Source organism: Streptomyces sp. NBC_00988 (assembly GCF_045162645.1).
In the GTDB taxonomy this organism is placed as follows: Bacteria; Actinomycetota; Actinomycetes; order Streptomycetales; family Streptomycetaceae; genus Streptomyces.
The window spans coordinates 6,471,257-6,496,063 of the sequence record NZ_CP108730.1 but is presented as its reverse complement, the minus strand read 5'-3'; the positions used below and the strand labels follow the sequence as shown (position 1 = coordinate 6,496,063).

Here is a 24,807-nt window from a genome sequence, read left to right as displayed (position 1 = left end):
GCCTGTACCTGGCGGTCAGTTCCTGACCGTCAGGTACAGCCACCCTCCCCACGTACTCACGTTGGTCGTGTCCTTCGCGCTCGCCACATACTCGGTCCGCACCCGGAACTTCTGGTTGACCGCGTTCGTGAGGCTCAGGCTGGTCGCCCCGACGCTGCCCGTGGCCAGGGAGAAGCAGCTGGAGGTGGTGAGCGTGTGCCAGGCCCTGTTGTAGTACTCCTGGGCCTGGAACCGCAGGCACTGCCCGGACTTGTCCGGCGTCACCGTGCCGGTCACCTGCGGCTTCACCGTGTGGTGGTAGACGCGGTAGGTGACCGTGCCGTACTTGGTGCTGGTGTAGTAACCGCCCAGCTTCTCGGCGATCCCCACCTGGTCGTGGACGGCGCGGGTGGCCGTCGCCGGGGCGTAGCGGTAGTCGCCCGCGAAGGACGCCGTGAACGTCGTGTTGTGGGTGAGCTTGTACGTCGCCTTCAGGTTGCCCTTGCTGTCGACGGCCGCGGTCTTCACCAGCGTCTTCTTGCCGCCCGCGGGCGTCGCGTAGATCGACACCGTACGGCTGTTGTACGTCGTGCCGAGGTGGGCGGTGACGGTGGCCGTCGCGCCGTAGGTGTACGTCGACTCGTTGCTGGTGACGGACACGGCCGTCGCGGCGCGGGACACCTGGACGGTCGAGGACGCGGTGGCCGCCTGGTGGGCGGCATCGCCCGGGTAGTCGACCTTGTAGGTGTTGGCGCCGCCGATGGACGGGGTGTCCTTGACCGTGATTTTCCCGTCCGTACCCACAGGAACCGTCCAGGTGACGGGAGTTGAGGTGTGGGCCGCGTCCGTGCGGGACACGGTGACCGTCTCGCCCGCGGGGTACGGGGCGTCGCCCAGGGTGCCGCCGAAGGTCAGCGCGGCGCCGCGTGTGGCGGTCGTCGGGGGCTTGAGGGTCAGGGTCGGGGTGTACGGCGAGACGATCAGGGACGGCTCGCCGGACGACGGCTGGTGCAGGGCGTCGCCCGCGTAGGTGAGGTGGTAGGTGAATCGTCCGGCGGTGCCCGGGGCGTCGGTGACCGTGTACGTCGAGGTGGCCGGACCGACGGTGACCGACGGGAGCCGGACCGTCTCCTGGGTCTCCTCGTTCGTCCGGGACACCTGAACGACGGCCCCCTCGGGGAAGGTGTCCCCGAGCATCGAGCTCCACAGGGTGCCGGTGAAGACCACCGAGTGGGGCGTCGCCGAACTGACCGCCGGGTAGTCGATGGTGGTCGACAGCCGTGCCACGTCCAGTCTCCGGGAGACGGTCGCGGGCCGGTGCGCCTCGTCCCCGGCGTACGACACCTGGTAGATGTTCGTGCCCTCGTCGGCCCGGGTGTCGCTGATCGAGAACGTGCCGTCCGCGCCGACGGTCGCGTCGGGCAACTCGGTGCCGTCCCGGGTGACTTGGAGCTTCGCGCCGGCCGGGACGAACCCCTTGGTGGTGAGTGAGCCGGTGAGCGTGTACGGGCGGGTGGGAACCGCGTATCCCGAGAAGCCCAGGGCCAGTTGGGTGTCGGTGAGCTTGGGCGCGCTCAGCACGTTGAGGGTGTAGGCGCCCGAGGAGTCCTGCGTGACGCCGTAGAGCGTCCCGCCGTCGCCTCCCCACATCAGGCCGTCGGGGGCCAGCGTCCCGGCGGGCAACTTGACGTAGTTCTCGGCGAGTTGGGAACCCGCGTAGAGGTACACCCCGGGCGCCGAGCCCTCGGTGCTGCCGACGGCGATCGTGCCGTCGGTGTCGAGGGTGAGCGAGTTGGGCCCGGAGGGAATTCCGCCGGTGTAGTACACGGAGGGGTTGGCCATCGCCATGTCCGCCGTGCGGTAGGCCCGCAGGGCGACGTCGCTGGAATCGGCGAGCAGCACCTTCTTGCCGTCGCCGGTGACCTGGAAGCCGGTGCTCGAACCGCCGGAGACCCCCAGATGGGTCATGGCGGTCGCCGTGCCGGAGGAGACGTCGAAGGTGGCCACGTCGGTGGTGTTCGTGCTCAACTCCTCGGCCGCGAGCACACCGCCGCCCGTCGCGAGCTGCGGCGCGTCGGGCCAATTGGCCAGCACTGACTGGGGTGTTGCGACCGGTTCGGCGGCGGCCGGGTCCACGGACCCGACGGCTCCCCTGCCGTCCACCGTCCCGCCGTACCAGACCTTCCCGCCCGCCACCGCGACGGAGACGGGCCCGCTCCCCGTCCCGGTCCCATAGCGCGCTGACTCGGTCAGCGTCGCCGTGTCGATCGCGGCGACCGCGTCGCCGTCCGCGAGCGCCGCGTACAGCGTGCCGCCGTCCGGGGACAACGCCAGCCCTGTGGCGCCCTGTTCGCCGGTGAGGGTGGTGACGGGGTTGCCTGCCAGGTCCGTCACCACGATGCCGGTCGAACCGGCGCCCTGGCTGAAGAAGAGGTGCTGGTGAGCGGTGTCGACCAGCAGGTGCGCGTAGTGGGACAACGGCAGCGCGGCCGTACTGTCGGCCCAGGCGGCGGTGCCGGTGAGGCCGACGGTTGCGGTGGTCAGCCCGGCGACGACCGATATCGCCGCCGTGAGCGAGACCTGCTTGAGGCGCATGAAGCTCCTGTGGAAAGTGTGAACAAGCAGGTCGGACGATAACTCCCCCGAGTGACAGGCTGACCAGCGGGAATGCCATCTCCTGGCAAAGAACGCCTCTACGACACCCCGCCGAGAACCCCTTCCACGATGTCTACGACGGCTCGCGCACTGACGGCTCGTGCACCACCGCCAGCTCGCGCAGCACGCGCGCCAGGTCGTCCGGCGCCGCCGCCAGCCTCACCAGCCGCCCCCCGTCGTCGAGTTCGGCGATGTGCCAGTCGCCGGGCACGGTGTCGCCGTCGCCGCCGCGCACCCGTCGTACCGTCCGGACGGTGAGCCGTTCCACCGGGATCCGGCGCGCCGCGAACCGGCCCGGACCCGGGGTCACCGCGGGCGGGCCGGCGCCGAGGGCGATGTGGGTGCCGAAGCCGTGCGGGTTGTAGTCGGTGTGTTCCAGGAAGCGGGCGGACAGGAACACCTCCCCGTCCAACGCGGGTAGTGCAGCCGTCACTTCGGCCGGTTGCGGTGCGCGGACGCGGGTCGCGCGCCAGGCCCAGACGACGAGCGCCGCCGTGCCGAGCGTGCCCGCCGCCGCCCATGCGATCGTCGGGGCGGAGCCGAACAGGGTCGTGGGGTGCAGGTAGCAGAGGGGCAGCAGCCACAGGGCCGTACCGGCGAGGACGAGCGTGAACGGCAGGGCGGAGGGCAGGACTTCGTCGCCGGGGAGGCGGCGGCCGCGCAGGCTCAGCAGCAGTTGGGCGGCGGGGTAACCCGCGGCCAGGGCGGCGATGGCCGCGACGGCGGCCATCCCTCCGGCGGACTGGACGTCCTCGTGCCAGACGTACCGCGATCCGGTGATCGCCATCACGTCGCTGCGCCAGAAGGTCAGTCGGACCTTGTCCCCGGCGTGGAAACCGTCGGCCGCCTCGCGCGGGACCATGATGCGCTCGAACGGCCGGTTGTCGGCGAAGTACACCCAGCTGGTCTCCTTGGGCGGGTGGGGGTCGGTCCGCGCGATCACCGCCGGCACGTAGGTCAGACACTCCCCGCGCTCCGCGTCGGGCGTCGCGGTGGTGCACGGGACGGCCGCCTCCCACGCCCGCTGGTCCGCCGCGACGCCCGACACGGACGCCGCCACCGCGGCCGCCACGATGAGCAGCCCCACGCACCAGCCCGCCGCCACGGCCCGGACGCGCCCGGCTGTACGGTCCGAGACGACGCGGACACTCGCCGAAGCAGACTCCGGAACGTCGGTTCCGTAGCGGTGATGCAGTGCGCGGAGAGCGTCCAACTGGTCGTGGAAGTCCAGGAGTCCGGACGAGTCCGTCGGCAGCGGCAGGGTCCGTCTGTGTCCGTTCCGCAGCAGCACGCTGACGCGACGGCTCTGGGCGCCCCGCGAGTGGCTCTTCAGCCGTATCTGCAGATCGGCGACCTCGGCCCACGGCACGCTCCACCGCCGTAGCGACGTCCGGGACCGCAGACCGTGCGCGTCGGCGTCCACCCGGGCGGTGACCACGTGGAGCGCCGCGAGACCGATGAGCCCGAGCGACGCGCCGATCGCGAGTGCCACCCCTTCCGGCCCGCGGTACGCCGTCCACACCCCGGCGGCGCCCGCCCCCGCCGCCCCGAACGCGACGGAGACCCACAGGGCGCGGCGCGAGCGGGGACGGCAGGTCACCTCACGGGCTTCGGTCATACGACGACTGTGGCAGCGCGGGCGTGTCAGGCGCGTGTGCGGTCTCCGGCAGCGTTCCGGCAGGCCAGGCTGCCCGCAGGAGGCAGGAAGGGGGCGAGAAGAGGGTGAGAAAAAAGAGGCGCGCGGGATGTTTGAACCGCCGCGGAGCGGTGAGGCGAGCCGAATGCGTGCTTCTTCCACCGCCTCCGCCGAGACCCCCGGCTCCCCTCGGGCCCACGGTTCCACCCTGCCGTCCCCCGCCCCCACCACCGTCCCCGCGGCGGAGCGCGCTCCCGGAAAGCAACGCGACCCCTTCTTCGACAACGCCAAATACCTGGCGATCGTGCTGGTGGCGATCGGCCACTCCTGGGAGCCGCTGCGCTCCGGCAGCCGTAGCGTCACCGCGTTGTACACGCTCGTGTACGCCGTGCACATGCCGGCGTTCATCGTGATCTCCGGGTACTTCTCGCGGAGCTTCCGCGCGACGCCGCCGCAGATCAGGCGGCTGCTGGGGGGAGTTGTCGTGCCGTACGTCGTGTTCGAGACGGCGTACACGCTCTACACGCGCTGGACGGACCACCAACCCGACCGCGCCGTCAGCCTGTTGGACCCGCTGTATCTGACGTGGTTCCTGGCGGCGCTGTTCGTCTGGCGGCTCACGACACCGATCTGGAAGCACGTACGCCGGCCGCTGCCGGTAGCGCTGGTCATCGCGATGCTGGCGACGCTGTCCCCGTCCATCGGCAACGACCTTGATCTGCAAAGGGTGTTGCAGTTCCTGCCGTACTTCGTGCTCGGGCTGTGTCTGAAGCCGGAGCACTTCCAGCTCGTACGGCGGCCCGAGGTACGGCAGTTGGCGGTGCCGGTGTTCGTCGTCGCGCTCGCCGTGGCGTACTGGGCGGTCCCGCGCTTCGACTACGCCTGGCTGTTCCACAACGCGAGCGCGGAGCAACTCGGCGCGCCCGGCTGGGAAGGGCCGCTCATGACGCTGGCCCTGTTCACCTGCTCGACGCTCCTGGTCGCCTGCTTCCTCGCCTGGGTGCCGCGCCGCCGCACCTGGTTCACCGCCCTGGGCGCGGGCACGCTCTACGGCTATCTGCTGCACGGGTTCGTCGCGCAGGGCGCCAAGTCCTGGGGTTGGTACGACCCTTCATGGATGCGGGGCCCCCTCGGCGAGGTCACGGTGACCGTGGTCGCCGCCGTCGTCGTGACCGCGCTGTGCACCCCGCCGGTGCGGCGGGTCTTCCGGGGCGTGATGGAACCGGAGTTGCGGTGGGCGTTCCACCGTGACGCAGACGAACTGGCCCGTACCCCTTAGCGAGGGTTGTAGGTGATCGGCGGGCCAGTTCATGAATTCGCGCTGAATCACGGCTGACACTTCGCGGGGACACGCCACCCGTGCGAAAGGACGCACAACCAAGGACACGGAGGGGCGGTCAGACGCTGTGCCGGGATCCGGATCCACCGGTTTCGGGCACCTCGATTTCCGTCAACTCCCCTTACGTTCCACGGAGGTTGTGCGATGTCCTCTCGTTCTTCCCGTCGCCGTACGCTGCGTTCCGCCTCAGCGCTGACGCTCGCGCTCGGCACCGCGCTGGCCGCCCCGCTGTTCCTCGCCGGGACGGCGGGCGCGGCCACGGTGCCGGCCACCGCCGCGCTCGGCAACGGCGGCAACGAGGTCCTGTACACGGCCGCCGCGGGCCAGGCCAACAAGGTGGTCGTCACCGCGACGACCGGCAACCTCTCGACCATCACGTACGTCATCGACGACGTCGTCACCATCAAGGCGGGCACGGGCTGCACGTACCCGAGCGCCTCGGACCACACCAAGGTCTCCTGCACGGTGACCACCCTGGACAGCCAGGACCCGTACCCCACCGTGCAGTTGACGCTCGGCAACGGCAACGACACCCTCGCCTACCACAACAAGACCGACCAGACCTACTACTTCGCCTCGGTCGACCTGGGCGCCGGCAACGACAAGGCCACCGACGACGGCAGCGTCGACGGCAACTACGTCTCGGGCGGGACCGGCAACGACACCCTCACCCTGGGCAAGTACTCGGTGGGCTGGGGCGACGACGGCAACGACACCCTGAAGGCCGCCGCGGGGACCATCGCCCAGGGCGGCAACGGCAACGACACCATCACCACTACCGGCGACGCGGCGGACGGCGGCGCGGGCAACGACAGGATCCACGGCGGCGCCGGGAACGACTTCATCTACGGCGGCACGGGCAACGACGTCCTCTACGGCGACGCCGGCGCCGACACGATCTACGGCAACTCCGGCAACGACACCCTGTGGGGCGGCACGGGCACGGACGTCCTGTCGGGCGGGCCGGGCCACAACGTCGTCCACCAGAACTGACGTACCGCCGACGTCACAGAACCGGCTCAGGGCGTGGTGCAGTTGACCACGACCCGGGCCGGTACGCGGGTGGACGCAGTTGGCGTCGGCGGGGATCGTCGCGCCCCCGGGTGATCACGCCCGGCAGTCTCAGGTCGCTCCCGGCGCAGGCCCGCGCGTCCCCGAGCGGATGGAACAGCTCGTCCCGCGGCAGCCAGGCGCCCCGCCGCCCACCACCGCGAGCACGACCACACCGATCCCCAGCCACACCGGCACCCGCCGTCGCCCGGCAGCAGCGCTCATCGACGCCCCCTCGTCATGGCGAGCGAGGGTCTCCCGAACACCGCGCGTACACGAGAACCCCATAACTCCTTTCCCAGCTGTCACAGCCATGTCATACGCTGCTCCCAGCAGCCGCGCCCCGCGCGTCACCGCGTCTCTCATCCGCGGTCACGTCCGGGTGTTGCGCGGCGCTCTCAACTCCCGGTCCCCGGACCGGTTTTCCTTGTGGGGGGAACAGCACGTGCGGATGCGCAGCATCTCGACCGCGACAGCGCTCGCGGTCCTTCTAGGTTCGGCGGCGCTCAGCGTCGTAGCGACAGGTACGGCCTCGGCGGCGACCGCCAACGTCACCTCGCCCGGCGGCCTGGTCGCGGACGAGGCCCTCAAGCGGGTCTTCGTCGGTGACACCTCGGCCGGAACGGTCGCGGCCACCGACTACGCGGGCAACGTCCTCGCCTCGGTGGGCGGCATCGGCTCGGTCACCGGCCTGACCGTCTCCGACGACGGGGCCACCGTGTACGCGGCGGTGCAGAACACCCACGAGATCGTGGCGATCGACGCGGCCACCCTCGACGTGAAGACCCGCTACGCGATACCCACCGACACCGGCCCGCGCCACATCGCCTTCTCCGGCGGCAAGGTGTGGTTCACCTACGGCGACCAGTGGGACGGCGACCTCGGTTCCGTGGACCCGACGGTGGACCCGGCGAGCGGCACCGACCCGGTGACGATGGCGCAGTTCCCGACCGAGGGCACCTCTGTCGGTATCTGGGGCCAGGCCCTGCTGGACACCGACCCGCTGCGGCCCGGCGTACTGGCCATCGGCGAGACGGGCATCTCCACCGACTCCATGGCCGTGGTCGACGTATCGAGCGGCACGCCCGCGCTCACCGCCTGGTACGACGGCGACTACACCCTGAACAACGGCATCGGCGACATCGACCTCGTCGCGGGCGCCGACCAGGTGCTGGTCAACGGCCAGCTCCTGGACGCCTACGCGGACGGCAAGTTCACGCAGTCCGGCACCCTTCCGGCCGGCCAGCAGGCCGACGTGGCCCGGAACGGGTTCATCGCCCAGGCCTACGGCGACAAGATCACGACGTACCGGCCCTCCACGACGAAGCCGATCCGCTCGTATTCGATCGGTTCCTACGGCACGGCTGACCTGACCTGGTCCCCGGACAGCTCGCGGATCTTCGCGCTCGTCGGGAAGTCCGGCGGCGGCTACACGCTCAAGGTGCTGACCGACCCCGACAAGAACGTCCCGACCCTCACGGTCAGCGCCCCCTCCTCCGCCCCCCGCGCCAAGAAGCTCACCGTCACCGGCAAGCTCTCGGCGACGGTCGCACTCCCGGCCGGTGCGAAGCTCCAGGTCACGCGCACCGACCTGGAGTCCACGAAGGGCAAGGCGCTGCCCACCGTCACGGTGAAGGCGAACGGCACCTACTCCTTCACGGACACCCCGCCGGCCGGCGGCACGGTCACGTACAAGGTGACCTACGCGGGCGACGCCGGGCACGCGGCGGTCAGCGCCTCCGACAAGGTCGCCGTCTCCCGCTCGGCCACGACCCTGAGCCTGAACAACAACGGCAAGCTGTACTCGTACGGCGCCGACGTGAAGTTCACCGCGCACCTCGGCAAGACGTACAAGAACCGCACGGTCGCGATCTACTCGGACCCCTTCGGCAGCGACAAGCCGAAGAAGCTGGTCAAGACCGGCAAGGTCAACTCCAGCGGCAACATCACGGTGACCGTGGACATGACCCGCGACACCGCAGTCAGCGCGGTCTTCGCCGGTGACGCCCGCTACGCGTCCAAGACGGTGAAGGCCACGGCGTACGCCAAGGTCAAGGTCTCCACCGCGATCACCAAGCACTACAAGAAGGCGAAGATCGGCTCGACGTCGTACTACTGGTTCCACAAGAACTCGGCGCCGGTCGTCACCACGACGATGACCTACTACAAGAACCGCCAGGAGCGGCTCGACCTGCAGGTCTACTACAACGGTCAGTGGTACGACTCCGACTCGGAGTACTTCGCCCTGAACACGAACGGCAAGGTCGCGGTCAACCTCGGCGCCCCCGGCGAGTCCGGCATCAAGGCCCGTATCCGGGCCGCGTACATCAACGGTTCGTCCGGCGACAACGTCAACTCGACGACGTACACCGGGTGGAAGTACCTGTACTTCTCCAACTAGCCCAGGTTTCCCCAGGTATTGGGGTTCGCCGGGCGCAGAGCAGCCCCGCTTCGAGGACCGTGCGTCCTCGGGGCGGGGCTGTCCGCATGTCCGCCGACTACACGGCGTCCAGCCCCGTCATGAGCTGCCCGTACGCCCCCTCCGCGGCCACGACGGCGTCGTCGTACGCCTCGTCGGCGGTCCGTCCCGACGTGATCGTCCGCCAGTTCTCCTGCCCCAACTCCTGCTGTACGGCGATCAGATGGGCCGCGGCCAGGCGTCTGACGATCGGTGGCGCACCGCCGGAGCCGGAGCCGCCGCCGGCCGGCAGGGCGTCCGCGAGCGCGTCGATGTCCTGGCTGGTGTACCGCAGCCGCATGCCGATGTGGAGGCTGGGCGTGCGGTAGATGAGGTCCTGGAAGGACAGCACCTCGGGGTGGTCGTTCAGGCCGGTGATCGGGTTCCGGGCGGCGAGTCCGGCGAGGAAGTGGTCGCGCAGGGCCGCCGTCGGGGTCAGACCGGCCGGGCGCTCGCGCACCACCCGGGCCGCCTCGCCGAGGTGGTCGGCGAAACGGTGCAGGACCAGGTCCTCCTTGGTCGGGAAGTACCGGAACAGGGTGGCCTTGGAGACCTCGGCCGCCGCCGCGACCTCGACGACGGACACCTCGTCGAAACCCTGCGCGCGAAAGAGACGCAGGGCTTCCTGAGCGATGAGGTTCCGCGTGCGTTCCTTCTTGCGCTCGCGCAGACCGGCGGGTTCGTCCATGCGAGCCAGCCTACACGGAGATGAGGCTCGGGATTGAATGAGACCGAGAATCTTCTGAGACCGGGTTGCATTTTCTTGCCGGCCGATGTTCCATGGACGCACGACGACGAGAGGACCCCTCATGACCGGCGACGTGGTGCGGAACGAAGGTGTGCTGATCGTGGGCGCCGGACCGACCGGCCTCACCCTCGCCATCGAGCTGGCCCGGCGCGGTGCGGGGGTGCGGATCGTGGACGCGGCACCCGCCCCGCACCGGGAATCCCGGGGCAAGGGCCTGCAGCCGCGCACCCTGGAGGTCCTGGAGGACGTCGGCGTCACCGAGCGCGCCCTCGCCGCCGGGACGACACGGCTGCCGTTCCGCAAGTACTTCGACGGCGCGCACGTGAACGACACGGACCCCTTCGCGGACGCCCGCCCCACCCCCGACGCGCCGTACGAGCGGGGGGTCCTCATAGGGCAGTGGCAGGTGGAGGAACTCCTGCGCGAGCGGCTCGCGGAGTTCGGGGTCGGCGTCGAAGCCGGCACGGAGGTCACCGGGTTCGAGCAGGACGAGGACGGTGTCACGGCCGTCCTCGCCGACGGGGAGCGGATCAGGGCCGGCCATCTCGTCGGCTGCGACGGCGGACGCAGCCGGGTGCGCAGGGCGATGGGGGTGCGCTTCGACGGTACGACGGAGGAGACGCAGTCGATGGTCGTCGGTGACGTCGAGGCCGAGGGGATCAGCCGGGACGTCTGGCATCAGTGGTTCGCGTCGGACGGGCGCGGCGTGATGCTCTGCCCCATGCCCGGCACGAACTCCTTCCAGTTCCAGGCCGGCCCCGAACTCGACGCGAGCGGCGAGCCGTTGCCGCCGTCGCTGGAGGGCTTCCAGCGGATCTTCGACCGGTACGCGGGCGTGCCCGGCGTCACGCTGACCGACCCGACCTGGCTCTCCGTCTGGCGGGTCAACGTCCGCATGGTCGACCGGATGCGCGTCGGCCGGGTCTTCCTGGCCGGGGACGCCGCCCACATCCACCCGATCGCCGGCGGCCTCGGCATGAACACCGGCATCCAGGACGCCTACAACCTGGGCTGGAAACTCGCTCTCGCGACCGCCGGGCGGGCGGGCCCCGGCCTCCTGGACACCTACGAGGAGGAGCGCCTCCCGGTGGCCGCCTGGACCCTGGGCATCAGCACCGACCTGTACGCCCGGGTACGCGAAGCGGTCAGGGAACCCGGCACCGGCGTCGAGGCCGCCGCCCCGCCCCCGATGGGCACCGGCTACCGCTGGAGCTCCCTCGCCGCCCCCGCCACCACCGGCGACCCCGCCGTCCTGCGCCCAGGCGACCGCGCCCCCGACGCCCCGTGTCTGGACGCCGCCGGCAACCCGGTCCGGCTCTTCCAGGTGTACGCGGACCCACGCTTCACCCTGCTCGGTTTCGGCTCCGAACTCGCGGACGCGGTCGGCAAGTTGGGGGCCGAGCACGGCGACCTGCTCCAGGCGTTCACGGTGGACGGCGGCGACCTGCGGGACCACGAGGGTCACGCGCGGCGGGCGTACGGCGTCACCGACCCGGCGCTCGTCCTGGTCCGCCCCGACAACCACATGGCACTGCTGACCCGGGACCCGGCAGAAGTGGCGAACTATCTGACCCGGATCACCACATTCCCACCGAAAGAGTGATACTCGAAGTATGAGCACGGCAACGTATGAACTGCTGGCCGCGTCGCACAACACGCTCGACCTGGGCGCCGCCTTTCTCGGTGGCCTGCTGATCGCAGGCGCGCTGGTCTGGGCCATCTACTTCGGCATGAAGGTCCGGGACCAGGAACTTCCACGGCCGCTCCCCGAGGAGCAGCCCCACCTCCCCGTCGGCGGCGCCGTCCACGAGATGCGCGAGATGCGGGAGCCCGACGAGATGCCCGTCGCCTCGGAGGAGAAGGAGCGGCTGATGCCGTACCAGCTCCATCACTCCGGGACCAGAACGGGAAAGGACCAGAGCCGGCTGCGCTGGCTGCCCGGGAGGAGCGGTTCCTTCGGCGGGGGCGGCATAGGCCACGTGTGACCTGACCCGGGGCTCACCGCGCAGGTTCACCCTGGGGTCGGCTCACACCTCCGCCGCGGGCAACGTCACCTCGAACCGGCAGCCGCCCGACACGTTCCGTACGGCGGCCCGCCCCTGATGCGCCTCGACGATCCCGCGGACGATCGCGAGCCCCAGCCCGGCCCCGGCGGGCGGGGTCCGGGCGTGCGTGCCGCGCCAGCCGGTGTCGAAGACGCGCGGCAGATCGTCCTCGGGAATCCCGCCGCACCCGTCCGTCACCGACAGCACGACCCCGTCGGCGGACCGTTCGGCGGCGATGGCCACGGTGCCGTCGGCGGGCGTCCGCCGGATCGCGTTGACCAGCAGATTCCCCAGCACCCGGCTCATCTCCTTGCCGTCGACCTCGACGGGCACCGGTTCGATCCGGTTGCCGACCAGCCGTACGCCGTGCTCGCGCGCGAGCGGGTCCGCGCCGGCGAGGGCGTCGCCGATGAGGTCGTACAGGGACATGCGGGAGCGGGTGAGGGCGAGCGATCCGGCGTGGATGCGGGAGAGTTCGAAGAGGTCGCCGACCATGTCGTTGAGGCGTTCCACCTCGGTGCGGATCTGGCGGAGGTAGCGGCCGGGATCGGCGGCGACCCCGTCCTCCAGGGCCTCGGACATCGCGCGCAGACCGGCCAGCGGGGTGCGCAGGTCGTGGGAGATCCAGGCGACGAGTTCGCGGCGCGAGGACTCCAACGCCCGCTCGCGGTCGCGGGATTCGGCGAGCTTGGCGCTGGTGGCGGCCAACTCGCGGCTGACGTCGGCGAGTTCGGCGGTGGCGGGGCGCGCGGGGGCGAAGTAGTCGCCGCCGTCGCCGAAGTCGCGGGCGGCGAGGGCGAGTTCACGACTGCGGGCGACGACCCAGCGGCCGAGCAGCAGCGCGGTGAGCAGGGAGACCACGGCGGCCATCGCGACCACGGTCGTGACCACGGACAGATCGTGCCGGGACAGGAACATCGCCTGTGCCACGGCGAGCGTCCCGGCGAGCATCGCGGTCACGGCGACCGCGGCGACGACGGACACGGACGCGGTGAGCGACCGCCGCCGCAGCAACCACAGGGCGCCGGCACCGAGCACCCCGGCGGCCGCGGCTCCGAGAAAGGCGAACAGAGCGATGAGCAGGGCGTCGCGCATGAGCGGTCAGTCCCCCTCGGTGCCGGTGGGATCGAAGCGGTACCCGATCCCCCACACCGTCTGGATGTACTGCGGCCGCCCCGGATCGTCCTCGACCTTCCCGCGCAACCGCCGCACGTGCACGGTGACGGTCGACAGATCACCGAAGTCCCACCCCCACACCTCGCGCATCAGGTCCTCCCGCCCGTACACCCGCCCCGGATGCCGCAGGAAGAAGGCGAGAAGATCGAACTCCCGGTGGGTGAGGGCGAGTTCGACGCCGTCCTTGGTGGCGCGGCGGGCGGCGGGATCCACGCCCAGTCCGCCGGCGCTCAGCGGGATGGCGGACCCGACGGGCGTCCGGGACCTCCGCAGCACGGACTCCACCCGCAGCACGAGCTCCCGGGGACTGAACGGCTTGGTGACGTAGTCGTCGGCCCCGACCTCCAGCCCCAGGATCCGGTCGTCCTCGTCCCCCCGGGCGGTCAGCATGATCACCGGCACGGGCCCACGCCCCCGCATCCGCCGGCAGACCTCCAGCCCGTCCATCCCCGGCAGCATCAGATCGAGCACGACGAGATCGGGCCAGTGAGCGTCGGCCCGGGCCAGCGCCTCCGGCCCGTCGGCGGCCCGCTCCACGACATACCCGGCCCGGTCGAGATACCCGGAGACGACTTCGCCGACGGTCGGATCGTCGTCGACGACCAGCACCCGGGCACCGAGCGCCCCCTCGGCCTTCCCGACCTTCTCGTACGACTGCTGCATGGGGCCAGCCTCGCACCCCGCCCCCGCCGATGCCGCCCCGCACCGGCTCCGGGCGCCGGACGTCCCTGTTTCGTAAGAACCTCCGGAAGCCCCGCGCGGCTCCATTGCCGTGCGGGGCTTTCCCAGGTGCTACTGCTGCGCTCCGGCCCGCGCCGGGCTGTACGCCGCCAGTGCCCAGATCACGAACACGTCGATCGCGATCATGATCACCGACCAGACCGGGGCGTACGGGAGGAACATGAACTGGAGGATGGCGCTGAGGCTCGCGAGGACGATGCCGCAGACCCGGGCCCAGCTCATGCCCCGGAGGATGCCCCAGCCGGTGATCGCGCCCACCGCGCCGAGGCAGATCAGGATGACGCCCCAGCCGGTGAGGTTGATGCTGTAGATGTAGTCGCCGACGCGGGTGTAGACGTCGTCCTTGGCCAGCGCGGAGATGCCCTGGAGGATGGCGATGACGCCGTTCATCAGCATCAGGACGCCGGCGAAGACCGCGCCGCCCATCGCGAGGCCGCCGCCGGGCGGGGGCGGGACGTGACCGCGGGTGCCGGGGGCCTGGCCGGAGTCGTTCCAGGCCTGGGGCTGCTCCTGGCCGCCGGCGGACGGCGAGTGCGGCTGCTGCGTCGAGTGCGGCTGCTGGGTCATGGCCGTACCCCACCTCTCTGTGGTGTGTGGTGCTTCGACCATCCGGCCGCCGCACCCCCTCCACCAGGGGAGTTACGCCATACGGGTGACACCCGACGCGGCACCCGGTTCGGGCCCCGGCCCCGGTTCCGCCGCGAGGAACTCCACCACCGCCAGCGCGAACAACACCACCAGTCCCAGCCCCACCACCACCCACCCCGTCGGATACGACCACAGCAGATACGCCAGCAGCGCCCCGCCCACCAGCACCCAGCTGATCCACGCCCGGTACCGGCGCACGAACGGCCCCACCGGCCCGGTCCGCAGCCCCGCCCCGTCGGCCACCGCCCGCACCGCCCCGATCCCGGACGTCCACAGCCGTCGTACGAGACCGGCCCGGCGGCCCGGACCCGTCAGCCAGGCGCCCAGCGCGACCACCACGCCCAGCGCCACGACCATCCGTACGGTCGTGTGCAGGAAACGGGTCAGCGCGTCGTACACCGCGCCGGCCGCCCCCGGTGACACTCCCGCCGGGAGCGCGTCCAGGTAGACGGCCCGGAAGACCCGTAGCGCGATGCCGAGCAGGGCCGTCGTGGCGGCCACGCCCAGCGCGCCCGTCACCAGCGCGCGCCGCTTGCGTATCGCCAGCAGGACACCGCCCGCGACGAGCAGCACCGCCACCAACGGCAGCCAGGTACCGGCGAGTTGGAGCAGACGGAAGTACGTCTTGTACTTACCCAGGTCGTCGCTCTTGAGCAGCGTGATCGACGTGCGGATCTCGGGAATCTTCCCGGCGACCGTCATCCCCTCGTCGACGAGCCGCTGTTTCACCTGGTCCACCACCGGGCCCACGTCGAGCGTCACCGCGCCGTCGTCGAGCCGTACCGCACCGCCCCCGCCGCCGCCGCCGGTCAGGGCTTTGTCCACAGTGCTGTGGACACGGCGGTTGGCGTCCTTCCAGATCGTGGCGAAGGCTTTCGAGGCCGCGACCGCCTGCGCCTTGTCGTGGACGAAGGCACGGACCGAGTCCTCCAGCGAACCGCCCAGCGCCCCCAACGCCTTCTCCAGCAGCGGGCGTTAGTCGGGCGCCGCACCGGACAGCAGCGCGGTGAGATCGAGGTGGTCCATCACGGCCGAGGTCACCCGGTTCGCGACGGCGTTCTGGATGTCCGGGTCGGAGGCGAGCGGCGCCACGGTCTTCACATAACGGTCCGTGTCCCCCACCGTGTCCGCCGTCCACGCGGCCACGACGCCGAGTGGCGCGAGGACACACCCGACGACGACCAGCAGGATCGCGACCAGCGAACGCACCCGGCGCCCCGGTCCCCGCCGCCGGTCCGCCTCCAGTTCGGCCACCCGCGCCCGCAGCCGGTCGAGTTCCGTCACCCCTGCCTCCTCCGCGCGTGTGACTGCCAGCGCACCCCCGATGGCCCGGGGCCGCGAGCAGCGCGGTGCCGTTCGGGTGACGCCGGCATGCGGCCGTACGGCAACGGGCCTTCACTGGTGGGACCACCTGGGGGACGACCCGACACTCATGGAGGCGACATGGCCTGGAACAGGCGCGGTGCGGTGCGGGTGGCGGCAGCTGTCACCCTTGGCCTAACCGGTCTGGCCGGGTTGACCGGTTGTTCTGACGACAGCACTCCCGCCTCCGTCACCAGCAAGGCCGCCTCCGCCGTCGCGTCCATCGGCGCCCAGGCCACCGGCGCGATCGCGTCGGCCACCGCCGAGGCAGGCCGCAAGCTCGACGACGTGAAGAACGGCGTCGACGCGAAGGACGCCGTCCGACTCGCCACCCCCACCACCGACTCGGCCGGCCGAAGCACCGTAGAAGTCACCGTCGACAACACCGACAGCTCGGCCAAGTCCTTCGCCGTACAAGTGGAGTTCAAGGACGACGGCGGCAACCTGCTCGACACCGTCGTCGTCACCGTATCCCACATCCCGGCCCACAAATCCGCTACGGCGACCGCCCGCAGCAACCGCAAGCTGTCGGGCGGCGTGAAGGCGGACGTCGGGACGGCGCTGCGGTACTAGGGCGTAGATTGAGGCAGAGGTGGGACGACCTTCTTCCGCGTCCGCTGGTGCGTCCGTACTTCGGTCGCGCGGCGCGGCCAGAACGACGGGAGCCAGCCATGAAGCCGAATCGCTCCATTCCGGCGTCGACGGTCATCCCCGTCCTGATCTATCCCGATGTCCGCGAGGCGGTCGCCTGGCTCGGTGCGGCCTTCGGGTTCGCCGAGCGGGTCCGGATCGGGGAGGACCACCGCGCACAGCTCGCGTTCGGCGACGGTGCCGTGATCGTCGGAGACGTGGGGCATGATCGCCGCCCGCCGCGCCCCGGCGAGGTCACCCACTCGGTGACGGTGCGGGTGGAGAACGTCGCTGCCCACTACGAGCGGTCCCGGGACCATGGCGCACGCATCATCATGGAACCGACCGACTTCGAGTACGGCGAACGGCAGTACACGGCCCAGGACCTCGCGGGCCACCGGTGGACGTTCTCGGAGACGCTCGCCGACGTCGCCCCGGAGGACTGGGGCGGAACGTCCGTCGCGACCGGTTGACGCGTCCTCGGCGCCACCGCGTGCCGGTGCGCCGTCAGCGGCCCCGCGACTTCGCGAACTCCCGTAGAAACAGCGCCTCTACGTGTGCCATGTGCTCGATCTCCGTCGGGTCGACGCTCTCGTTCGGGGTGTGGATGAGGCAGCGGGGTTCTTCTTCGTCGGTGCTGACGGAGGGGCGGGGGCGGAAGTCGCCGTAGGAACGGGGGTGTTGGGGTCAGGCCATCCAGAAGAAGACGGCGGTCATCCGCTTCTCCTCCAGCGTGCTGCCGTGGTAACCGGTCGCGCTGTGCACGAGGTTGGCGTGGTAGAGCAGCAGGCTGTTGTACTTGTGCGGCACGCGCACGTCCTCTTCGAAGGCGTCCGGCGCCACGAACCGCGTCCCCAGAGCCTCGACGAGGTTGTTGTGCGGGGCTTGGACGACGTTGCCGCCGAGGCGTCCACCGGGGAGATGCTGCCGGTAGAAGCTGGTCCCGCAGTCCTTCGGCACGGAGGGGTTGAGGTAGAGCACGGCGGCGTACCGGCACAGGGCGCGGGAATCGGTGTGCGGCCGGGGTTCACTCTCGCCCTCTCCCACGACCTGGATGCAGTTGTGGTTGAGCGTCCCGCCGCCGGGCGCCTTCTCCACCCACAGTTCCTTGACCCCGATCGCCTGCTTCACCAGCCGCTCGATCCGCCCCAGTTCGGCCGGCTCAAGCCCCGGCATGGTGCGCAGCCCCGGCCAGGTCTCCGACGTGTACGGATACCCCTTGACCCAGTCGTCCTTCGCGAGACACCGCTCCCGTACGGCATCCGCATCCGGAAGCACGTCGTTCAGCACCCAGTAGTCACGGCCCTTGGTGGGCTTGCGGTACGGGAGGACGGGGAGGGGGGCCTGCTGGCGGGCCCGCTGCTGGGGGTGTGGGGGGAGTGGTGGCATGGGGCCGAACGTATAGCGGGGGTTCGCCAATGCTGTGCCATACACCGGTCAACATTGCGTCAATGACAGGGTGTTGGGGGGCGGGTCAAGCGGCGGGATCGGGGGGCGGGGGCAGGCTCAGAGGGTGGTGGCGTCCTCTGGACCCTCCGCGTCGTCCGTCTCTCCGGCGAACAGTTCCTCCGCGCGGTCGACCGTGCCGGCGCGTTCGAGCCAGTCGTCGAGGCGGTCGAGGTCGGTGCAGGTGGTGATGCGCTCGCGGAGATCGTGGGAGACGGCCAACCCACGGACTTCCAGGACGCGCAGGACTCCCTTGGCTGCACCCTTGGCCTCGCCTGCGAGGTAGGCCCGCTCCATGAGGTGGCCCCGGCCGGGGAAGTAGTTGACGAAACCCATGGTGCTCCTCCATTTGCCTTCAACTTGCCTTCAACTTGCCTTCAACAGAGGGACGTTCAGGCCGAGCGGCCCAGTTCGCACCAGACGTACTTGCCCCGGTGACCGTTCCTGGACAGGGGCTGCCAGCCCCAGAGGTCGGCGCAGGCCTTGACCAGGCCCAGCCCCCGGCCCTCCTCCAGGTCCAGGAGCTTGCCCAACTCCCTTGGGGGTTCCGGGGGTTCGGGGTTCGCGTCCCAGGCACCGATGCGGAGGACGCTGGGCGCCCAGGAGACTCGCAGGGCGGCGGGACCCTCCGTGTGGCGAACGGCGTTGCCCACCAGCTCCGTTGCGAGGAGTTCGGCGGTGTCGACCAGGCCGATCAGTCCGTGCATCGTCAGGATCAGGCGGAGGGTGCGGCGGCAGACGGTGACTGAGCGGGGGTCGTTGGGGATGTTGAGGGAGTACTCCCAGGGGGCGGGGTGTTCGGTTTCGGGCATGCGTGAACTCCTTACGCGGGGTGGGGAGTTGATGTCCGGGGGCGGTGGCAGTGCCGCAGCCGTCGCGGCAGGACGGAGCGGTGCGCTTCCGGTCACCCGGGGTTTCGCAGGGTGTGCGGCGCATCACCGACGGTAGGGTCCAACATTGGTCCAGTGCAAGCTATTGCCGTAATCTGCCCACGAACGGGGCACCGTCCCAGGGCTGTTGAGGAACGAGAGGGAATCCATGCCGCGGAGACATCAGCCCACCGCGCGACAGGCACGCCTAGGCTCCGAACTGCGGAAACTCCGTGAGGCAGCCGGGTTCACGGGACGCGAAGCAGCGGCGGCGCTGGGAACCGATGCAGGGCGACTGAGTCAGATCGAGTCCGGCGTGGCCGGGGTCAGCGAGGACACCGTGCGCCGGCTTGCCGCCAATTTCGCCTGCGCGGACGGCGAATTGGTCGGCGCTCTCGTGGCCATGGCGACAGACAGGACGAACGGCTGGTGGGAGGAGTACCGAGGCGTTCTTCCCACCGCCTACTTCGACCTCGCCGAGCTGGATCATCACGCGACGTTCCGGCACGACGTGGCGGTCACGCATGTGCCCGGCCTCTTCCAGACGGAGGCCTACGCGCGCGACCTCTTCTCATATATGAACCCGGAGTTCCCCGAGAGCGAGTTGGACCACCGAGTGGCCCACAGGATGAAGCGGAAGGTAATCATCGAGGGCCTCGACCCCATCCCGTACGAGACCGTGATCCACGAGGCAGCGCTCCGTATCAGGGTGGCCGGCCGGACCGCCTTCCGTGCTCAACTGGCCCGCATCCTGGAGCTGTCGGAGGCGGAACACGTCACAGTGCGGGTCATCCCCTTCGAACTGGACGCCTTCGCGGGAGCCGGTGGTGCGATGGTGCACCTGGGTGGAGTGGTACCCCGCCTGGACACCGTGGTGCGTGACGCTCCGCACGGCACCGCGTTCCTCGACTCCGAGGCCCAACTGGAGCACTTTCGAAAGCTCTTCCGTAAAGTGAAGGGCGAGTCGCTCGACCCAGCGCCGTCACGTGACCTCATTCACCAGTTGGCCAAGAATCTGTGAGGAAGAGCCATGATCACCCCCGCTCAGTGGCAGAAGTCATCCTTCTCCGGCGGCGGTGAAGGCAACGACTGCGTCGAACTCGCCTGTGGTGAGACCTCGTTGCTCCTACGCGAGAGCGACGCCCCGGGGCGAATACTCCCCCTCACCCCCATCACCCTCGCCGCCCTCCTCCACCGCATGCGCGACCAGCGCACCGGCCCCCGCTGAGGAGACGTCTTCAGGATTCATGGGAAACCACAGCCCACACCCATGCTTCTTACAGGCCTCTTACTTACCGTCCGGGCATGACGGGAAACGAAACAGCCAACCAGTCGCCGGAACAACCGCGTAGCCAATCCCCCGCGCACAAACGGGACTTGACCCGGCGCAAGGTCGTCGTCGTGGGCGGAGCCGCTGTCGCCGCGGTCGGTGTGGGCGGCGGGCTCGCCGCGAGTGCGTTCGCGGACGGGGCGACCCCCACCGCGCCCGGTAGGAGCAAGGCGAGTGCCGGCGAGACGTGTTACACGCTCACCTCGGAGACCACCGAGGGGCCGTACTACATCGACGCCGACAAGATCCGCCAGGACATCACCGAGGACGAGGAGGGCATTCCCATGACCCTCACCCTCAAGGTGATCGACTCGGAGACCTGCAAGCCGGTCAAGAACGCGGCCGTCGACATCTGGCACTGCACCGCACTCGGCATCTACTCCGGTTACGAGGCGATGGGCAGCGGAGGTGGTGGAGGCGGCGGCGCCCCCACCGACGCGCCCTCGGGAACCCCGACCGACACACCGTCCGGTACTCCTACCGGCGAACCCCCGTCCGGCGCCCCCTCCGGCGGAACCGGCGGCGGTCACTCCGAACCGACCGACGACGAACGGTACTTGCGCGGCACCTGGAAGACCGACAAGCGCGGCTACGTCACCTTCAAGACGGTGTTCCCGGGGTGGTACCAGGGCCGTTGCGTCCACATCCACGTCAAGGTGCACGTGGACGGGACATGGACGGACGCCGGTTATGAGGGTGGGCACACCTGCCACACCGGGCAGCTCTTCTTCGACGAGAAGTCCGTGCTCGCGTCGGCCGCCGTGACGCCGTACTCCACGAACACCACCACCCGCACCACCCTCACCGAGGACACGATCTATCCGCAGAACGGCCACGAAGGCGGCCTGCTCTACCTCGACTACGACAAGAAGCGCATCGCCAAGGGTGTCCGCGCCCACCTGACGATGGGCGTCGCCCCGGACGAGACCCACGACAGCACGGACACCCAGCCGAGCGCGTCGGCATCGGCATCAGCGTCGTCATAGGCCGTAGGTCGTAACTGTGCGCAGGATCAAGAAAGTTGGCGGCTCGCGGCAACCTTCTTGATCCTGACGGCCACTGAGGAGTCGTAACCCCCTCACCGCACCGAAGGACTCCCCGTGGCCGCCACCGCTCCCTCCTCCCCGTCCCACCGCCGCTCCCTCCGCAAGCGCCGCACGATCGTCGTCACCGCCGCCGCGACCGCCGCGGGCATCGGCGCCGGCATCCTCGTGCTGAACGCGAACGCGGCCAGTACCACCGCGACCGCCGACCTGTACCACCAGAAGCTCGCGGCCAAGGACGGCTGGGCCTCATCCGGGACCGGTACCACCGGCGGCGCGAAGGCCGACGCCGCGCACACCTTCACCGTGAGCACCCGCGCGCAGCTCGTGAAGGCGCTGGGGTCCACGAGCGACACGACCCCGCGGATCGTGAAGGTCAAGGGCACGATCGACGCCAACACCGATGACTCGGGGAAGAAGTTGAGCTGCGCCGACTACTCCTCCGGGACCGGGTACTCGCTGTCCGCCTACCTCAAGGCCTTCGCCCCCTCCGCCTACGGCACCTCCAAGCTGCCCTCCGGTACGCAGGAGAAGGCGCGGGCCGCCGCGCAGGCCAAGCAGGCGAAGAACATCGTCTTCAAGGTGCCGGCCAACACCACCGTCGTGGGCGTGCCCGGCACCAAGGCCGGGATCACCGGCGGCATGCTGCAGATACAGGGCGTGGACAACGTCATCGTGCGCAACCTGACCTTCGCCGCCACCCAGGACTGCTTCCCGCAGTGGGACCCGACGGACGGGGCCAGCGGCAACTGGAACTCGCAGTACGACGCCGTGACACTGCGCGGTGCCACGCACGTCTGGGCGGACCACAACACGTTCACCGACGCGCCGGGACTCGACACTTCCGACCCCACCTACTACGGCCGCCAGTACCAGATCCACGACGGCGACCTCGACATCACCAAGGGCTCGGACCTGGTGACCGTCGAGCGCAACCAGTTCACCAACCACGACAAGACGATGCTCATCGGCAGCAGCGACACCGACAGCGTCGGCAAGCTGCGCGTCTCCATCCACCACAACGTGTGGAAGGGCATCGTGCAGCGCGCTCCGCTCGCCCGGATCGGGCAGATCCACATCTACAACAACTTCTACGACACCACGAACCTCAACGGGTACGTCCTCCAGTACAGCGTCAACTCGCGCGCCAAGGCGCAGGTCGTCGCCGAGGACAACTACTGGAGGATTCCCGCGAGTCAGAAGGTCGGCAAGCTGTTCAGCGGTGACGGGACCGGGTCCATCGCCGGTGGCGGCAATCTCGTGAACGGGACTGCCACCAACCTCGTCGCCGCCTACAACGCCGCCAACTCCAAGAAGCTGAAGACCACCGTCAACTGGACGCCGACCCTCACGGCAGGCCTGGAGACCTCCGCCAAGAACCTGCCGACGGAACTCGCCACGACCACCGGCGCCGGCGTCCTGTCCTAGGAACCAGCAATCGGCGATCGGCAATCAGCGAGCAGCGAGCCGCCCTTGCACCTGCCGAAGCGAGAACACCCGCCAGGTGCGAGGGAGTTGCGGCTCAGCTGTCGTACGTGCCGTCCCACGGCGGCCCGAAGCAGTGCCGGTCCGGATACAGCTCCGCCCAGCTCCCCTCCTCGTCCTCCTCGACCAGGAGGCCGAACAGGACGCCGTCGACGGTGCGTTGGAAGGGGCGGATCGCGATGTCGGTGTAACTGCGGCGGGGGAGGGCGCGGAGCAGTTTCGCCAGGTGGATGCGGGCCTGGGAGAGGACCGAATCGTCGCCGTGCGGGGCGCGTTGCTGCTCGGCCCAGGTACCGGCGCACCAGATCTCCGAGTCGCGGTAGCGGCCCGCGGGATCGAAGGTGTGGAGCACCGTGTAGAGACGTTTCTGCTCTTCCCAGCCGTCGTCGGGACGGAAGCCTTGGGGGAACGCGTAGGTGACCGACGCCAGGAACTGGCCGTCCGCGTAGCGGCCGACGGCGCCGCTGCGTTGATTCGGCTCGTAGGCGATCGGAATGACCTCGGGGACTGCCATGGCGGAACCTTACGGGTTGGCGCGAACACGTCTACGACGGGGTCGGTCAGCGAGACCGTGCGACCTCGCCGAGTTGCCCCTGGGTCAAGGGTGGCACCTCGATCGGGTGGGCCGCACCCGCCCGCAGACCGTCGAGGAAGAACGCCAGGCAGCGGCGCCAGGTGTCGGGCGCCGTCTCCATCGATTCCCGGATCACCTGGGACATCGCCCAGATCAGGGTGACGAGGTCCTCCGGCTCGAAATCGGGGCGCAACTGCCCGCTGTCCCGGGCCCGTTGGATGATCAGCTCCGCGTGCCGGAAACCGCGGTTGCAGGCCTTCTCGACCTCCCCCGCCGCCCGGAACCGTTGCGCCAGCGCGTCGTTGAGACCCCGGTCCTGGGCCTGCAGCGCGAAGAGCCCCTCCAGGTACGCGACGAAACCGTCCCAGGCGTCCGGGGCCGCCAGCGCCGCCTCGTTGACCCGCTCCAACGTCGCCAGCCGCTCGGGAAAGATCGCCTCCCAGAACGCCTCCCGGCTCGGGAAGTGGTTGTACAGCGTCCCGATGCTGACCCCGGCCCGCCGCGCGATCTCCTCCAACGGCGCGTCCAGACCCCGCTCACCGAACAACTCCGTTGCGGCGGCGAGCAATTTGGCGCGGTTGCGGGCGGCGTCGGCCCGCAGGGGCTTGGGGGGAGAGCCGGGGGCGGGTGCCGGTGCGGGCTGGTGCATGGCCTCATCATACGAACTTGAGACAGGCCTCAGGTTGAGTGCTACGGTCGAGGTTAAGTTGAGGCTGTCCTCAATTTACCCGTATCCGTGCACCCGTCCCCCGTCCTACCCGTCCACCGTCCTACCCGTCCACCGTCCTGCACGTCCGCCGTCGTACCCCTCCGCCTTCGAAGGGCTCCGCCATGTCCGCACCCACCTCGTCAGAACCCAAGGTCGCCGTCGTCATCGGCGTCGGACCCGGCCTCGGCATGTCCGTCGCCCATCGCTTCGGCCGCGAGGGGTACGCGGTGGCGCTGGTCTCCCGCAGCGACACCCGGCACGCCGACTACGTCGCGTCGCTCGCGGCGGCGGGAATCGAAGCCGAGTCCTACGTCGCCGACGTGCGCGACAGCGAGCGGCTCGGGTCGGTTCTCGACACCGTCGCGGAGCGGCACGGGCACATCGACGTCGTCTACTACGGGCCGGGCGCCCTCGACCTCGACGCGCGCCCCAAGTCGATCACCGAGACCGACTCCGCCGACGTCCGGGAGGCGATGAGCTGGATGTATCCGGCCGTCGACGTGGTGAACAAGGTGCTGCCCGGCATGGTCGAGCGCGGCGGCGGCGCGCTGGTGTTCGCGGGCGGGCTCAGTGCCGTAGTGCCGATGCCCACGCTCGGCGCGCTCGCCGTCTCGTCCGCCGCCCTGCGCAACTACGCCCTGACCCTCAACGCGGCACTCGCCGACCGGAAGATCTACGTCGGCAACCTGTGCATCGGCGGACTCATCGAGCGGGGTGACATCCATCAGCTGGTGACGGCCGCCCCGGAGCGGTTCGGGAACATCGGTGACCGAACCCTCGACCCGGACGAAATCGCCGACGCCGCCTGGGAGTTGACGGCGCGGCGAGATCGGGCGGAGGAGACGTTCAGCGTGCTCGGCTGAGAAGTCCGAGGAGTCACGCCG

The 24,807-nt window shown here is 70.1% G+C and carries 23 protein-coding genes and 1 pseudogene; 12 read left to right on the top strand and 12 right to left on the bottom strand.

All coding sequences use genetic code 11. From position 1 onward, the window contains the following. Positions 1 to 15: 15 nt before the first annotated feature. On the bottom strand, positions 16 to 2,574 hold the full coding sequence (locus OG496_RS29795) for a hypothetical protein (RefSeq protein WP_405973072.1): 2,559 nt from the start codon (positions 2,572 to 2,574) through the stop codon (positions 16 to 18). 133 nt (positions 2,575 to 2,707) lie between these two features. After that, on the bottom strand, positions 2,708 to 4,252 hold the full coding sequence (locus OG496_RS29790; protein WP_405973071.1) for a PH domain-containing protein: 1,545 nt from the start codon (positions 4,250 to 4,252) through the stop codon (positions 2,708 to 2,710). Positions 4,253 to 4,415: 163 nt separating this feature from the next. Here OG496_RS29790 and OG496_RS29785 point away from each other — a divergent pair, with 163 nt between their 5' ends. The 3 genes from OG496_RS29785 (at position 4,416) to OG496_RS29775 (ending at position 9,060) form a co-directional block, all read left to right on the top strand. Continuing rightward, the gene (locus tag OG496_RS29785; RefSeq protein ID WP_405973070.1) at positions 4,416 to 5,549 is read left to right on the top strand and encodes an acyltransferase family protein; all 1,134 of its coding nucleotides are present in this window, start codon (positions 4,416 to 4,418) and stop codon (positions 5,547 to 5,549) included. A gap of 204 nt (positions 5,550 to 5,753) precedes the next feature. Continuing rightward, positions 5,754 to 6,602 carry a calcium-binding protein gene (locus OG496_RS29780; protein ID WP_405973069.1) on the top strand — a complete coding sequence of 283 codons (849 nt, stop codon included), beginning with the start codon at positions 5,754 to 5,756 and terminating at the stop codon, positions 6,600 to 6,602. Positions 6,603 to 7,110: 508 nt separating this feature from the next. Continuing rightward, on the top strand, positions 7,111 to 9,060 hold the full coding sequence (locus OG496_RS29775; protein ID WP_405973068.1) for a YncE family protein: 1,950 nt from the start codon (positions 7,111 to 7,113) through the stop codon (positions 9,058 to 9,060). A 97-nt stretch (positions 9,061 to 9,157) separates the two neighbouring features. Here OG496_RS29775 and OG496_RS29770 read toward each other — a convergent pair whose 3' ends face one another. Further along, on the bottom strand, positions 9,158 to 9,805 hold the full coding sequence (locus OG496_RS29770; protein WP_399395315.1) for a TetR family transcriptional regulator: 648 nt from the start codon (positions 9,803 to 9,805) through the stop codon (positions 9,158 to 9,160). Positions 9,806 to 9,926: 121 nt separating this feature from the next. On the opposite strand from OG496_RS29770, the gene OG496_RS29765 reads away from it, so the two are divergent. Together OG496_RS29765 and OG496_RS29760 are read left to right on the top strand one after the other, a co-directional pair. Continuing rightward, on the top strand, positions 9,927 to 11,468 hold the full coding sequence (locus tag OG496_RS29765; protein WP_405973067.1) for an FAD-dependent monooxygenase: 1,542 nt from the start codon (positions 9,927 to 9,929) through the stop codon (positions 11,466 to 11,468). 10 nt (positions 11,469 to 11,478) lie between these two features. Then, positions 11,479 to 11,850, top strand: a complete 372-nt coding sequence (locus OG496_RS29760; RefSeq protein ID WP_405973066.1) for a DUF6479 family protein — start codon at positions 11,479 to 11,481, stop codon at positions 11,848 to 11,850. 42 nt (positions 11,851 to 11,892) lie between these two features. Here OG496_RS29760 and OG496_RS29755 read toward each other — a convergent pair whose 3' ends face one another. From OG496_RS29755 to OG496_RS29740, 4 genes and pseudogenes are all read right to left on the bottom strand, one after another. Continuing rightward, on the bottom strand, positions 11,893 to 13,005 hold the full coding sequence (locus OG496_RS29755; RefSeq protein ID WP_405973065.1) for a sensor histidine kinase: 1,113 nt from the start codon (positions 13,003 to 13,005) through the stop codon (positions 11,893 to 11,895). Between the two features lie 6 nt (positions 13,006 to 13,011). Beyond that, positions 13,012 to 13,749: a response regulator transcription factor gene (locus OG496_RS29750; RefSeq protein ID WP_405973064.1), complete on the bottom strand. Its 738-nt coding sequence runs from the start codon at positions 13,747 to 13,749 to the stop codon at positions 13,012 to 13,014. Positions 13,750 to 13,878: 129 nt separating this feature from the next. Continuing rightward, the gene (locus OG496_RS29745; protein WP_405973063.1) at positions 13,879 to 14,394 is read right to left on the bottom strand and encodes a hypothetical protein; all 516 of its coding nucleotides are present in this window, start codon (positions 14,392 to 14,394) and stop codon (positions 13,879 to 13,881) included. Between the two features lie 72 nt (positions 14,395 to 14,466). Next, positions 14,467 to 15,801, bottom strand: a pseudogene (locus OG496_RS29740) (hypothetical protein). A gap of 117 nt (positions 15,802 to 15,918) precedes the next feature. On the opposite strand from OG496_RS29740, the gene OG496_RS29735 reads away from it, so the two are divergent. Then, positions 15,919 to 16,410, top strand: coding sequence for a hypothetical protein (locus OG496_RS29735; RefSeq protein ID WP_405973062.1), 492 nt, complete (start codon positions 15,919 to 15,921; stop codon positions 16,408 to 16,410). A 98-nt stretch (positions 16,411 to 16,508) separates the two neighbouring features. Continuing rightward, positions 16,509 to 16,940: a VOC family protein gene (locus tag OG496_RS29730; protein WP_405973061.1), complete on the top strand. Its 432-nt coding sequence runs from the start codon at positions 16,509 to 16,511 to the stop codon at positions 16,938 to 16,940. A 214-nt stretch (positions 16,941 to 17,154) separates the two neighbouring features. Here OG496_RS29730 and OG496_RS29725 read toward each other — a convergent pair whose 3' ends face one another. From OG496_RS29725 to OG496_RS29715, 3 genes are all read right to left on the bottom strand, one after another. Continuing rightward, on the bottom strand, positions 17,155 to 17,856 hold the full coding sequence (locus OG496_RS29725; RefSeq protein ID WP_366494652.1) for a DUF6445 family protein: 702 nt from the start codon (positions 17,854 to 17,856) through the stop codon (positions 17,155 to 17,157). 117 nt (positions 17,857 to 17,973) lie between these two features. Further along, positions 17,974 to 18,249 carry a hypothetical protein gene (locus OG496_RS29720; protein ID WP_405973060.1) on the bottom strand — a complete coding sequence of 92 codons (276 nt, stop codon included), beginning with the start codon at positions 18,247 to 18,249 and terminating at the stop codon, positions 17,974 to 17,976. Between the two features lie 56 nt (positions 18,250 to 18,305). Then, positions 18,306 to 18,725: an ATP-binding protein gene (locus OG496_RS29715; RefSeq protein ID WP_405973059.1), complete on the bottom strand. Its 420-nt coding sequence runs from the start codon at positions 18,723 to 18,725 to the stop codon at positions 18,306 to 18,308. 226 nt (positions 18,726 to 18,951) lie between these two features. On the opposite strand from OG496_RS29715, the gene OG496_RS29710 reads away from it, so the two are divergent. The 4 genes from OG496_RS29710 (at position 18,952) to OG496_RS29695 (ending at position 22,583) form a co-directional block, all read left to right on the top strand. Then, on the top strand, positions 18,952 to 19,803 hold the full coding sequence (locus OG496_RS29710) for a helix-turn-helix domain-containing protein (RefSeq protein ID WP_405973058.1): 852 nt from the start codon (positions 18,952 to 18,954) through the stop codon (positions 19,801 to 19,803). Positions 19,804 to 19,812: 9 nt separating this feature from the next. Then, on the top strand, positions 19,813 to 20,010 hold the full coding sequence (locus OG496_RS29705; protein ID WP_405973057.1) for a DUF397 domain-containing protein: 198 nt from the start codon (positions 19,813 to 19,815) through the stop codon (positions 20,008 to 20,010). 77 nt (positions 20,011 to 20,087) lie between these two features. After that, positions 20,088 to 21,098: an intradiol ring-cleavage dioxygenase gene (locus tag OG496_RS29700; protein WP_399395302.1), complete on the top strand. Its 1,011-nt coding sequence runs from the start codon at positions 20,088 to 20,090 to the stop codon at positions 21,096 to 21,098. Positions 21,099 to 21,212: 114 nt separating this feature from the next. After that, positions 21,213 to 22,583 carry a polysaccharide lyase family 1 protein gene (locus OG496_RS29695; RefSeq protein WP_405973056.1) on the top strand — a complete coding sequence of 457 codons (1,371 nt, stop codon included), beginning with the start codon at positions 21,213 to 21,215 and terminating at the stop codon, positions 22,581 to 22,583. A gap of 94 nt (positions 22,584 to 22,677) precedes the next feature. On the opposite strand, the gene OG496_RS29690 is transcribed toward OG496_RS29695, so the two are convergent. Beyond that, complete coding sequence (locus OG496_RS29690; RefSeq protein ID WP_366494660.1) at positions 22,678 to 23,154, bottom strand: hypothetical protein; 477 nt, start codon at positions 23,152 to 23,154, stop codon at positions 22,678 to 22,680. 46 nt (positions 23,155 to 23,200) lie between these two features. Next, the gene (locus tag OG496_RS29685; protein ID WP_405973055.1) at positions 23,201 to 23,863 is read right to left on the bottom strand and encodes a TetR/AcrR family transcriptional regulator; all 663 of its coding nucleotides are present in this window, start codon (positions 23,861 to 23,863) and stop codon (positions 23,201 to 23,203) included. 182 nt (positions 23,864 to 24,045) lie between these two features. On the opposite strand from OG496_RS29685, the gene OG496_RS29680 reads away from it, so the two are divergent. Next, positions 24,046 to 24,786 carry an SDR family NAD(P)-dependent oxidoreductase gene (locus tag OG496_RS29680; RefSeq protein ID WP_405973054.1) on the top strand — a complete coding sequence of 247 codons (741 nt, stop codon included), beginning with the start codon at positions 24,046 to 24,048 and terminating at the stop codon, positions 24,784 to 24,786. Positions 24,787 to 24,807: the final 21 nt, after the last annotated feature.

Bases quoted from the DNA above. Each gene is read 5' to 3' on its own strand.
- OG496_RS29795 (WP_405973072.1), bottom strand. From the start codon at position 2,574: ATGCGCCTCAAGCAGGTCTCGCTCACGGCGGCGATATCGGTCGTCGCC.
- OG496_RS29790 (WP_405973071.1), bottom strand. From the start codon at position 4,252: ATGACCGAAGCCCGTGAGGTGACCTGCCGTCCCCGCTCGCGCCGCGCC.
- OG496_RS29785 (WP_405973070.1), top strand. From the start codon at position 4,416: ATGCGTGCTTCTTCCACCGCCTCCGCCGAGACCCCCGGCTCCCCTCGG.
- OG496_RS29780 (WP_405973069.1), top strand. From the start codon at position 5,754: ATGTCCTCTCGTTCTTCCCGTCGCCGTACGCTGCGTTCCGCCTCAGCG.
- OG496_RS29775 (WP_405973068.1), top strand. From the start codon at position 7,111: ATGCGCAGCATCTCGACCGCGACAGCGCTCGCGGTCCTTCTAGGTTCG.
- OG496_RS29770 (WP_399395315.1), bottom strand. From the start codon at position 9,805: ATGGACGAACCCGCCGGTCTGCGCGAGCGCAAGAAGGAACGCACGCGG.
- OG496_RS29765 (WP_405973067.1), top strand. From the start codon at position 9,927: ATGACCGGCGACGTGGTGCGGAACGAAGGTGTGCTGATCGTGGGCGCC.
- OG496_RS29760 (WP_405973066.1), top strand. From the start codon at position 11,479: ATGAGCACGGCAACGTATGAACTGCTGGCCGCGTCGCACAACACGCTC.
- OG496_RS29755 (WP_405973065.1), bottom strand. From the start codon at position 13,005: ATGCGCGACGCCCTGCTCATCGCTCTGTTCGCCTTTCTCGGAGCCGCG.
- OG496_RS29750 (WP_405973064.1), bottom strand. From the start codon at position 13,749: ATGCAGCAGTCGTACGAGAAGGTCGGGAAGGCCGAGGGGGCGCTCGGT.
- OG496_RS29745 (WP_405973063.1), bottom strand. From the start codon at position 14,394: ATGACCCAGCAGCCGCACTCGACGCAGCAGCCGCACTCGCCGTCCGCC.
- OG496_RS29735 (WP_405973062.1), top strand. From the start codon at position 15,919: ATGGCCTGGAACAGGCGCGGTGCGGTGCGGGTGGCGGCAGCTGTCACC.
- OG496_RS29730 (WP_405973061.1), top strand. From the start codon at position 16,509: ATGAAGCCGAATCGCTCCATTCCGGCGTCGACGGTCATCCCCGTCCTG.
- OG496_RS29725 (WP_366494652.1), bottom strand. From the start codon at position 17,856: ATGCCACCACTCCCCCCACACCCCCAGCAGCGGGCCCGCCAGCAGGCC.
- OG496_RS29720 (WP_405973060.1), bottom strand. From the start codon at position 18,249: ATGGGTTTCGTCAACTACTTCCCCGGCCGGGGCCACCTCATGGAGCGG.
- OG496_RS29715 (WP_405973059.1), bottom strand. From the start codon at position 18,725: ATGCCCGAAACCGAACACCCCGCCCCCTGGGAGTACTCCCTCAACATC.
- OG496_RS29710 (WP_405973058.1), top strand. From the start codon at position 18,952: ATGCCGCGGAGACATCAGCCCACCGCGCGACAGGCACGCCTAGGCTCC.
- OG496_RS29705 (WP_405973057.1), top strand. From the start codon at position 19,813: ATGATCACCCCCGCTCAGTGGCAGAAGTCATCCTTCTCCGGCGGCGGT.
- OG496_RS29700 (WP_399395302.1), top strand. From the start codon at position 20,088: ATGACGGGAAACGAAACAGCCAACCAGTCGCCGGAACAACCGCGTAGC.
- OG496_RS29690 (WP_366494660.1), bottom strand. From the start codon at position 23,154: ATGGCAGTCCCCGAGGTCATTCCGATCGCCTACGAGCCGAATCAACGC.
- OG496_RS29685 (WP_405973055.1), bottom strand. From the start codon at position 23,863: ATGCACCAGCCCGCACCGGCACCCGCCCCCGGCTCTCCCCCCAAGCCC.
- OG496_RS29680 (WP_405973054.1), top strand. From the start codon at position 24,046: ATGTCCGCACCCACCTCGTCAGAACCCAAGGTCGCCGTCGTCATCGGC.